A 10,792-nucleotide genomic window follows, 5' to 3' on the forward strand; every position below is an offset into this window, starting at 1 on the left:
ACGTTGGCAGCGTGACGCTGGATTCAATGGGGGTACTCGAATAAATTTCTGAACTATCATAATGTTATTTATACAATCCGTGTCAGATCACATCGGATCTATCCTATCGGGTGCAGCAGCATGCTGCCCTATTGCAGATATCGCATACATTTGTTAATATCCCCGCAGAAAAGGATACATGATGATTCATACAGATGTCGTAATTATTGGGGCGGGTCCCGCAGGTTTATTTAGTATTTTCCAATGTGGAATGATGGGATTAAAAACCCACGTAGTTGACGCTTTAGATTTTATTGGCGGACAATGCACGGCACTGTATCCTGAAAAACCTATTTATGATATCCCTGCTTACCCGGCTGTTTCTGCGGAAGGTTTAATTGAACAACTTAGGTTACAAGCTGAACCCTTTAACCCAGTATATCACCTGAGCCAAAGCGTCGTATCCATCGAACCGATTGACACCCAATGGCAGGTCACGACTAACAAAGGAACCGTGATTCAAGCTAAGGGAATTATTATCGCAGCGGGCGCGGGAGCTTTTGGCCCCAATCGTCCGCCATTAGACGACATACAATCCTTTGAAGGAACCTCTGTTTTTTATGCGGTGCATCAACGTCAACGCTTTGCGGGCAAACACATTGTAATTGCTGGCGGGGGTGATTCTGCCGTGGACTGGGCGATTTCATTGTCTGAAATTGCAGCCTCTATTTCAATGGTGCATCGTCGTGCCAACTTTCGTGCAGCGCCTGAAAGCGTCTCTCGAATGAATGCATTGGTTGATGAGGGCAAAATTACATTAGTAACTCCTTATCAACTTTCAGGATTAAAAGGTGACAATGGTCAACTAACAGACGTCATTGTGGAAACTTTGGACGGTCAATTAAAAACATTAACGGCTGATGTACTTCTGCCCTTCTTTGGCTTGCAAATGGATTTAGGTCCTTTAGCTGATTGGGGATTAAACATTGATAATAAACATATCACAGTTGCACCACATACGATGGAAACTAACTTATCCGGTATTTTTGCGGTGGGTGATATCTCCACCTATCCTGGAAAATTAAAGCTTATTTTGTGTGGATTTTCAGAAGTTGCTATGGCTGCACACACGTTACGTTCCAGACTATTTCCAGAAACTGTTTTTCATTTTGAATATTCAACCACAAAAGGAATCCCCCCTCTATAACCTCACTACTGCTTTGCATAAAACGCAAAACCATCTCCTTTTTTTGTGGGTTGTATAAAAAGCGCCTCATACGTATTTTACGTACAAGGAGGACTACGCATGAAAAAAATTTTAGCTGCAATTGTTGAATACAAACTCAACAAAAATGATCTTAATACATTGGTTCAAAAGATTATTACGGGGTTAAACGATACCGATAATCAGTATCCAAATACATTTAAGAACAAGATGTATGAACTAACAAGGGAAATCAAAGACATTTGTCTTCAAGATACCCCCTCTTCACAGGACGAAGACTGTGTAATGGATTTATTAAAAGAAATGGAAAGTTTAATCGTTGATTACCTAAGCCAACCAACAAACAATCAAACTAATGATTGCATTTTACATTAAAACTAAGTATTCATAGCGCAGGGGGATAGAAGGTCGCTGTTGATTAACGTCAATAGAGGAAAGTCCGGACTCCACGGAAATAAGGTGCCGGATAACGTCCGGCGGGACAGCTTCGGCTGTTTTAGGGAAAGTGCAACAGAAAATATACCGCCACTATGTGGTAAGGGTGAAATGGCGAGGTAAAAGCTCACCGCTTTTTCAGCAATGAAAAAGGCAGTGCAAACCCCACCTGGAGCAAAGCTAAATAGGAACACGCGTCATTGACAGGTGAATTTCCGCACCGTGTTCGGGTAAGCTGCTTCAGCCAACAGGCAACTGTTGGCGCAGATGAATGGCCTTCCACGACAGAATCCGGCTTATAGTCCCCCTTTACAGATCGCGATCGAACACCACATATAGCAAAACACGACTCAACCACTACCAGCTGAAGCTGGTAGGTTGTAATTACAGACTGGAAGTCTCTGACTACTCTAAAGAGATATTAGAAAGGTTATTTGACTGGAAAGAGTCCGTATGATTGTTGATGTAGGCATTAATGATGTCATCAGTAACATTGCCGCTCGTTGAACTAAAGAACCCTCGCCCCCAGAAGTGTCTTCCCCAATATTCTTTCTTGATATTAGGAAACTCCTGCTGAATCTTTCTTGACAATCGTCCCTTTGCTATTTTTACAAATTCACTGACCGATACGTGGGGAGATATTTCTACAAAAATATGCACATGATCTGCTGACAACACGCCATTGCAAACCTTAACACCCAGTTCATCAGCAACCTGTGCGATCACCTCACGCACTCGTAATCTTAATTCACCACTTAGAACTCGTTTACGATACTTGGTGATCCATACTAAGTGATATCTATGGTAAAATACGGTGTGGCTGGTTTTGCTATAATCTGTCATATGATACCCGTCGCGTTTCTCAAGCGCTAGCGCTTGAAGACTAAGCTAGGGTATCATATTTACTCCTTTTTTTCAATACCTCGCCTCTTTTCCTTTACCAAGGACTGAAGTCTTTTTCGCCTGGAAGGCGAAGGTTTTAACCATAAAGGGGACTATAAAATGGATATATTTTAGCAAATCGGATCATTAATTAATCCTATGATTTCAAGGCTACCTACTTAAGGCACACATAACCACTTTATGTGAATCATGCTATATAGCCAATCACGGATAAAATGAAACTGCGAACGTTGGGATCATCCCTGCGATTGCTGCATAAAATCCATGTCTGTTCGAATGGGATCTAACTTATTAGATGCAACGGCACGTTGCCAGCCTGAGGCTACACCCATTAGGTTAAATCCAAACAGCGTGACACTGGACTCATTAGATTAGATCCGATTCGTTCTGACACGGATTATAAAGCTCCAAATCTAGCCTAATGGATGCAACGTCACGTTGCGAATTAACAAAGGTTAAGATTCGATTAACGCGATTTTTTTACCACCCCCCGCCCCAGTCACCCTCAGTGACCTTCGGGTGGGGGGACAAAACCCACTCCCTAAATCGAGACTAAACAGACGAAGCAATCCGTCTTTTCTTCACGAAACGGTGGGATAAAATAACAATGTATGAGCGCTCTAAACTTACTATACCTCGCAAAGGTTAACAAAAGATTGACGAGGTGGATATTTTTTATCTTTAAGAACATTTTCCGTAAAGTATAAAAATACTCTCTCCGCGCTGTGTCAGAATTAAAGGTGTTTTGCTATAGATGTGAAACGCATTATGATTTGATGTTGATCTTTGAACTTTGGGCGTAGTTGCTGCCCCACTTAACAGTGGGGCCCACCTAAACATAATAACCAAGGTAATCCAAAAAACTAAGTTTTTACGACTATTAAATAAATTAAGATTTCAAACTCAATCCATCTCGATTTACTTTATTATCCGTGATTAGCCATCCCGATTTGTTCATACATGGGATAAAACAAACCACCCACGACAACGATTAATATTAACCCCATGAATACCAGCATCAAGGGTTCAATCAATTTGATATACCCAGCTATTTTCTGCTTTGTATCTCGTTCATAATATGCAGAAATTACTTTTAAGTTATCCCCCAACATATTGGTTTGCTCTCCGACTTCAACCAATTGGATAAAAAACTTTGAAAACAACCAGCCATAGTGTTTTAACATGGTGGTCAATGAAACTCCTTGTTCAACCTTACTAACTATTTTTTTTAATACAGGGGCTATCCAATCTGTTGCATAAGCTTCTTGGATATTTTTCAAACTATTCACTAATGAATGTCCATGCTTTAATTGCAAATACAAAACTTTGGAAATAGATGCATAATAGTATCCAAAAATCAGCGATCGAATTCCGGGTATGTACACACCTACAGATCGTAAATTTGGAAACCGTCGATATACTGTTTTGAATCCTATGCCAACAACAAAGGGTAAACTGATCCATATCACAGGCCAGTGTACAACAAACTGACTCAATCCAATTAATACAGACGTGATTGTCGGAATCGTATAGTTTGTATTTTGCAGATACGAACTTAATTGGGGTGCAAAAAAATACAAGATACAAAAAATCGAAATCCAGATGGCACCAAACACAATACTGGGATAACGCAATGATTGTTGGACATTCCCCTTAAAGTCCACTTGCCATGCTGCATATTCTTCCAAATCAGATAACACTTCTAAATAATCTCCTGTTTGCTCCGCTGATTCCAACAAACTAATCGTCAACACATCCGTCTTGTCGATATAAGATTTCATAATTAAGCTAAACTGTTGACCTTGTTGTAAGCATTGATAAACAGCATGCAGAACACCTTGCAACTTTTCATCCACACTGCTTTGCACCATATGTTTTATTGCATCAACCAATGTAAATCCTGACATCATATAATACCGCAACGACATCCATAATGCCTGTTGATGGGTATATGACAGGGTTTTATATTTCTTACGCTGAATATAGCGGTAACTAATCAATCGTAATCCTTGATCTAAAAGCTTAGATTCCAACTGATTAAAATGATCTTCAGGCACGGAACCTGTCATGATTTTATTAGAGGCATTGATGGCTTTATATTCTATAATGGTCACTTTACATCCCCGCAATACTTACTAACTTCGACCGCTGTAGTGATGGCATTGCCAATCGCTGCATCTCCCGATTCTTTTAAAGATATGTAATGAGACATCAAAATGTCCGATGGAATTTCAATGGTATGAGATGCCTGCATATAGCTTCGTAGCGCTGGTGTCACAAGCAACATTTCACCTATAGCAGCTCGACCATATAACCCTGTCGAATCGCAATGGTCACAGCCTGTTGGAAAACACTCACATCGTTTGCGAACTAATCGTTGAGATACAATCCCTACCACCGTGTGTTTAATACTTTCAAACGAAACACCCAAATCCATTAACCTAGGAAATACTCCCCACACATCATTTGTATGGAGCGTACTAAATACTAAATGTCCTGTTTGACTGGCACGAAATGCCATTTTGGCCGTATCTTCATCGCGAATTTCTCCAATTAAAATAACGTCAGGATCTTGACGTAAAATTGCACGAATTCCATCTTGAAAACTTAAAACATCTTTTTGAACCGATGTCTGACGAATCCCCTGAAGTTCATATTCTACGGGATCTTCCAGGGTCATAATATTTGTATCCCCTCGATTGATCTGGTTCAAAATACTGTACAACGTCGTTGTTTTACCTGAACCCGTAGGTCCCGTGAACAGCACCAATCCATGGGGCATTGAATACATTTTCTGCAACAGATGTGCTGAACGTTCGCAAAACCCCAATGATTCCAACGGCACAACCATTTTGTGTTTGTCCAGCAATCGTAACACCATCGATTCACCTTGGGTTGTTGGATGAGACGCCGCGCGAATATCAACCTCATGACCATTCAAGATTTGACTGAACCTGCCACTTTGAGGTCGTCTACTTTCAGCGGTATTCATCTCGCCCAATACTTTGATTCGAGATGCTAAATATCCCCAATGTCGATCAGAAAATTGACGATATGTTTTTAAGACCCCATCAATTCGAAACCGCACTCGTAAAGTATCAACCCCAGGTTCAAAATGAATGTCGGATGCTCGCTTGCTGTACGCATCGTTTAAAATAATGTGTAACACTGCATCAGTTGAAATCTCATCAACAGCACTTTTTCCATGCGTCCAATTATCCATGGCATCCAGGTGCTTAAAAATAGCTTCCGGATCTTTAGGGATCAATCCAACCCCTTGATCTAAAAATGATTGCGGAACACAATACACATTCTGTTGACTGCATTCGGGAAAATACTCTCGCAACAAATTGCGCAACTCTAAAGAATCACTCCCTGCAAAAACAACGGTTAATGCAGATTCTGTTTTATGAATTGGCAAACACAGAAAGTATCTTAAGCGTTCTATGGGAACAACGCTCGCTACAGAAACATCAATGTCCTTTAACGCCCACCTTTGAAATAAGTAATGATGGCGATCTGCAATACACTCAGAAATTTCCCACGCATTAATCCCATATACTTTTTGAAGATGAGAGCTCAGGTCCACGCCCCGCTGGATTTCAGATTGCAATACGACAGCTTGATCAGAGGATAAAATACCCTTTTGAACTAAATCATGTAATAACAACTGATGATCGTTTTTATATATCATGCTGTTATGATACGTTAGAATTATTGTCGCTTAGTTAATAACAAGATACTAACTTTTTAAAAATCTCATCTATTGAAAGGAAACACATGTCAGATTATATATTAACCGCCGAAACTCAACCACTACCAGCTGAAGCTGGTAGGTTGTAATTACAGACTGGAAGTCTCTGACTACTCTAAAGAGATATTAGAAAGGTTATTTGACTGGAAAGAGTCCGTATGATTGTTGATGTAGGCATTAATGATGTCATCAGTAACATTGCCGCTCGTTGAACTAAAGAACCCTCGCCCCCAGAAGTGTCTTCCCCAATATTCTTTCTTGATATTAGGAAACTCCTGCTGAATCTTTCTTGACGATCGTCCCTTTGCTATTTTTACAAATTCACTGACCGATACGTGGGGAGGTATTTCTACAAAAATATGCACATGATCTGCTGACAACACGCCATTGCAAACCTTAACACCCAGTTCATCAGCAACCTGTGCGATCACCTCACGCACTCGTAATCTTAATTCACCACTTAGAACTCGTTTACGATACTTGGTGATCCATACTAAGTGATATCTATGGTAAAATACGGTGTGGCTGGTTTTGCTATAATCTGTCATATGATACCCGTCGCGTTTCTCAAGCGCTAGCGCTTGAAGACTAAGCTAGGGTATCATATTTACTCCTTTTTTTCAATACCTCGCCTCTTTTCCTTTACCAAGGACTGAAGTCTTTTTCGCCTGGAAGGCGAAGGTTTTAACCATAAAGGGGACTATAAAGCCCAAGATATCAGATTACTTGTAGAAGATGCAGGACAAGAGTTGGGATACTATTTATATGTGATGCGAATATCCACAGGAGAAATATATGAAGATCATTTGCAAGATAATTTAGAAATGATATTTCAACAAGCAAAAGAAGATTATGATTTTGAATCCTCTGAATTCAAATCAGTAAACGAAGAATAAGGCCCCGCCAGTGCTGATCCCTGGCAGCCTGAGGCTGCACCCATAGGTTAGATCCGATGTGCACAAACACGGATTACACTAAACAACCCAATGCCTTGGAGATCTCAATTTTCACAAACCGTATTACCCATTGAGTCCAGGGATCATCCCTGGCGCCACGCTGGATCCATACGATTTTCCCACACTATGTTCGGCGCAGGTTTGCTCCTGGCAACGTGACGTTGCATCTATGAGAAGAAAGTCTGGAGCAAAGGGCGCCGCGTAATTGTTTTATGTGAGTTTAACTATAAATATGGTTGGAAAAAATTACAATTCGTGTCAGCACACATCCGATACCACCTATAGGATCCAACGGCACGTTGGCAGCATGATGCTGCACCCATAAGTTAGATCCGATTCGCACAGACACGGATTATAAGGAACTAACACAGTATGCCTCTCGAATCTCGCCCAACACATCCGTCAGCTGTATCAACCCTCTCATGTATGCCACCCTCTGCCTCTATGCGGCTCAAGCAAATCGCAACGCGATTTGATAGCGGCAACCGCCGCTCTGGCGCGTGAAGCGCCCTTGAGCCGGCAACGTGCCGTTGCACCAGCGTGACGCTGGATCCGTTAAGTTTGTTTGTTTCAAAACATTGATATTTTAAACTGCTGACAGGCTGCTTACTAGAACATGTGTCCAAACACATCGGATCTAACCTATTGGATGCAACGTCACGTTGCGAATTAATAAAGGTTAAGATTCGGTTAACACGATTTTTTTACCACCCCCCGCCCTAGTCACCCTCAGTGACCTTCGGGTGGGGGGACAAAACCCACTCCCTAAATCGAGACTAAATAGACGAAGCAATCCGTCTTTTCTTCTCGAAACGGTTGGCAAAAAATAATAATGTATGAGCGCTCTAAACTTACTATACTCCACAAATGTTAACAAAAGATTGACAAACCAGCGTGACGCTGCACCCACTAGGTTAGATCGGATTCGCACGGACACGGATTACAAAAAACACCATTATCTTTCAAAAACATATTGACTTCTCAAATTCACTGTGTATACTAATAGCTAGAATTGCGAAAAGGCTATCCACTATTTGGTGGGTAGCTTTTTTTCGTTCTACGTCCAAAAAGTATTTCAGCCAAATGATCTCTAACCAGATCCATGACGAAGCTTTGGTTGAACCACTCAAAGACGAAACGCCGAATCGAATCCCCAGTACAGGTGCTCAACTACCCGATCAGTAGTCACAGCCCTGTAAACAACCCCTAGAGCCGACGGGCTCGTAAAACACGACTTTGTATTATATATACTAAAGTCCGCCTTTCCCCATTCGTGTAAGAAATGGGGTTCTTTTTGCACGTGCGGGTTACTGGGGATTCTCTCGGTTTAAAAAACAAACTAAATAATTAAACACTTAAACAATGAACTTAACCCTGAAAGCTTCGCAAACACACAGCACTTTCAAACAACAACAAGGAACAAAACCACTCACTCCTCAAAAACATCTCAAAATCATTTTTCACCCTTACCCCTCCTGCGCCGAAGGTAGGTTCAGATTTCCCCTCATCCCCTCACATCGTATTTTATTACATATCTCACTTACAGTTTTCGTTATTTGAAATCAGTGTCCAACCACATCGGATCTAACTTATAGAGTGCAGCATCATGCTGCCGGCACGTTGCCATATCTCAAACCACACTCAATCTAACCTAACGAGTCCAGCGTCACGCTGGCATGAACTTGCACAATTCAAATATTCTGCTTCTTATTTATGCAATCTTTTGTTAAGCTTTCTATTGTATAGAGAGCACCCATGCAAATATTATCATTCTTTAAGACTTCATTCCTACAAGCAACTTTACGGTTTAACTTAGCCGTAGCTTGCTGCGCGTGCTTGACTTATTGCTTAATATTTCGCCCTGCTTTTCTAACTGACGTCCCGTACTTTGGCATACTGCTGTGTGGAGCATCTTGGTTTGTGGTCAGCAAGCTATTCACCGAGGGGTTAACCTTACCTAAATGGTCTTATTACGCATTCAGCACCCCAGTGCTTATAGGGCTTGCCTATTATTTTTACCTTTATCCCAACTCACTGTGGTTGATGGGTATATTATCTTTAAGCTTTATCTCTTTGATATTTATAGCTCCTTTCATAGGACGGTCTTCGGACGCAGATGAGTTATGGAGTTTTCATTTTGATGTCCTTAAACACAGCATCTATGCAAGCATAGCTAGCCTTATTTTATTGGTCGGAATAACTCTAGTTTTGTTTGCATTAGACTATCTTTTTGGATTCAATATCTATTCAGATCTATATCATGATACCTGCACAGTTATTTTCGTGCTTATTTTGCCCGTTCTGGCGCTATCCGGTATCCCAGCCCAATTTGGGGATAATACTTATACGTCTGCAGGATCGGTTCTTTTAAAGCTGTTGTTATATATATTGATTCCCTTATTATTAATTTATGGAATCATTTTACATGCTTACAGTCTGAAAATTATAATCACTCAAGAATTGCCCCGCGGGAAAGTTGCCTACCTTGTTGCAGGCTTTGCAACCATTATGTTGACTACCTATATTTTGATACAGCGCTGGAAAAATGAACACTCACTTATTCGTTTGTTTCATCGGTATATTGGGTGGTTTATGATTTTGCCATTGCTGTTAATGGCTTGGGGACTTTGGGCACGAATATCCGTATTTGGTCTTACAGAATCTCGCTATTTTATTGCGTTATTATGGCTCTGGTTTGTTGCCAGCACTCTCGTAATACTCATCCGAAGTGTGAATCCAGCTTTATGGATCATTGGAATATTCAGCAGCTTGTTTTTAATAAGCAGTATCGGCCCTTGGAACATTCAAGAACTTCCGATTAATCATCAACTACATAAGCTTACAGCTACACTATCCAAAGTTCGCTCTGCAGAAAGTTCCCAAGCTACAAAACAACACCAGATTATTGTCAGCTCGATTTTGGATTACCTAAACAGTCGCAATCGTCTTGAAGATGTGCGCAGCTTATATCTTAATCCGAACGCTTCGCTATCCTCTGAAAAACTAACTCCACACACGGTAAGCCTTGAGCTTGGTGTACCCTATATTGAATATTCAGAGCGCGCACAGAAAAGAACCGGTTATCCTATTCACTATAAAATGTCTCCCAATAGTCTGCCGATTAACGGATATTCGTATATGATTCCGAATGTGAAACTTTCACTCTATGGAACGTTATCACAGTCATTCGAGATAAAGGGTATTGGATCATTCACCCTACGCTATATTCCAACTACATCTTCGTTTGAAATCACTCAACAAGGATTTAACTCGCCTATCTATAAAGCCTACCTGCCAGACCTTATTCAGAAATTAGCAGCTGGTTCAAAAGATACGCTTCAACTTAATCCCAAATTAACAACACAAACACATAATGGCATTACTATTCAAGTTATCTTTACAGAATTCTTCGGCACCACCAATAACACCCCTGCTCGTTCTCCATCCATAAACCGCGTAACCGATATATCTTGCATAGTGTTAATACAGCGCACGCCTAAAAAATAACGTCTATTCTCTGACTAAATACATCTTCGTAAT

At 40.8% G+C, this 10,792-nt stretch carries 8 protein-coding genes and 1 other RNA gene; 5 read left to right on the plus strand and 4 right to left on the minus strand.

Annotation, left to right across the window (positions count from 1 at the left end; translation table 11 throughout):
• Positions 1 to 181: 181 nt before the first annotated feature.
• The 3 genes from CPBP_RS03110 (at position 182) to rnpB (ending at position 1,954) form a co-directional block, all read left to right on the plus strand.
• A complete protein-coding gene (locus CPBP_RS03110; RefSeq protein WP_350332611.1) occupies positions 182 to 1,186 on the plus strand; it encodes an NAD(P)/FAD-dependent oxidoreductase in 1,005 nt (334 codons plus the stop codon).
• A 99-nt stretch (positions 1,187 to 1,285) separates the two neighbouring features.
• Positions 1,286 to 1,579, plus strand: coding sequence for a hypothetical protein (locus tag CPBP_RS03115; RefSeq protein WP_350332592.1), 294 nt, complete (start codon positions 1,286 to 1,288; stop codon positions 1,577 to 1,579).
• Positions 1,580 to 1,596: 17 nt separating this feature from the next.
• Positions 1,597 to 1,954: RNase P RNA component class A (gene rnpB, locus CPBP_RS03120), an RNA gene on the plus strand.
• A gap of 90 nt (positions 1,955 to 2,044) precedes the next feature.
• On the opposite strand, the gene tnpA (CPBP_RS03125) is transcribed toward rnpB, so the two are convergent.
• From tnpA (CPBP_RS03125) to tnpA (CPBP_RS03140), 4 genes are all read right to left on the minus strand, one after another.
• Complete coding sequence (gene tnpA / locus CPBP_RS03125; protein WP_350331760.1) at positions 2,045 to 2,482, minus strand: IS200/IS605 family transposase; 438 nt, start codon at positions 2,480 to 2,482, stop codon at positions 2,045 to 2,047.
• Between the two features lie 986 nt (positions 2,483 to 3,468).
• Complete coding sequence (locus tag CPBP_RS03130; RefSeq protein ID WP_350332593.1) at positions 3,469 to 4,656, minus strand: type II secretion system F family protein; 1,188 nt, start codon at positions 4,654 to 4,656, stop codon at positions 3,469 to 3,471.
• Positions 4,653 to 6,236: a GspE/PulE family protein gene (locus CPBP_RS03135; protein WP_350332594.1), complete on the minus strand. Its 1,584-nt coding sequence runs from the start codon at positions 6,234 to 6,236 to the stop codon at positions 4,653 to 4,655. The genes CPBP_RS03130 and CPBP_RS03135 overlap by 4 nt, the downstream gene beginning before the upstream one ends.
• A 170-nt stretch (positions 6,237 to 6,406) precedes the next feature.
• Complete coding sequence (gene tnpA / locus CPBP_RS03140; RefSeq protein ID WP_350331445.1) at positions 6,407 to 6,844, minus strand: IS200/IS605 family transposase; 438 nt, start codon at positions 6,842 to 6,844, stop codon at positions 6,407 to 6,409.
• A 201-nt stretch (positions 6,845 to 7,045) separates the two neighbouring features.
• Here tnpA (CPBP_RS03140) and CPBP_RS03145 point away from each other — a divergent pair, with 201 nt between their 5' ends.
• Positions 7,046 to 7,192, plus strand: a complete 147-nt coding sequence (locus tag CPBP_RS03145) for a hypothetical protein (protein WP_350332595.1) — start codon at positions 7,046 to 7,048, stop codon at positions 7,190 to 7,192.
• Between the two features lie 1,815 nt (positions 7,193 to 9,007).
• Complete coding sequence (locus CPBP_RS03150; protein WP_350332596.1) at positions 9,008 to 10,759, plus strand: DUF4153 domain-containing protein; 1,752 nt, start codon at positions 9,008 to 9,010, stop codon at positions 10,757 to 10,759.
• Positions 10,760 to 10,792 lie beyond the last annotated feature (33 nt).

The sequence above is a fragment of the Candidatus Bodocaedibacter vickermanii genome (assembly GCF_014896945.1).
GTDB classification, from domain to species: domain Bacteria; phylum Pseudomonadota; class Alphaproteobacteria; order UBA6184; family UBA6184; genus Bodonicaedibacter; species Bodonicaedibacter vickermanii.

What these genes read in the sequence shown, in the direction of transcription:
- CPBP_RS03110 (WP_350332611.1), top strand. Translation starts at nt 182, where the DNA reads ATGATTCATACAGATGTCGTAATTATTGGGGCGGGTCCCGCAGGTTTA.
- CPBP_RS03115 (WP_350332592.1), top strand. Translation starts at nt 1,286, where the DNA reads ATGAAAAAAATTTTAGCTGCAATTGTTGAATACAAACTCAACAAAAAT.
- tnpA (WP_350331760.1), bottom strand. Translation starts at nt 2,482, where the DNA reads ATGACAGATTATAGCAAAACCAGCCACACCGTATTTTACCATAGATAT.
- CPBP_RS03135 (WP_350332594.1), bottom strand. Translation starts at nt 6,236, where the DNA reads ATGATATATAAAAACGATCATCAGTTGTTATTACATGATTTAGTTCAA.
- tnpA (WP_350331445.1), bottom strand. Translation starts at nt 6,844, where the DNA reads ATGACAGATTATAGCAAAACCAGCCACACCGTATTTTACCATAGATAT.
- CPBP_RS03150 (WP_350332596.1), top strand. Translation starts at nt 9,008, where the DNA reads ATGCAAATATTATCATTCTTTAAGACTTCATTCCTACAAGCAACTTTA.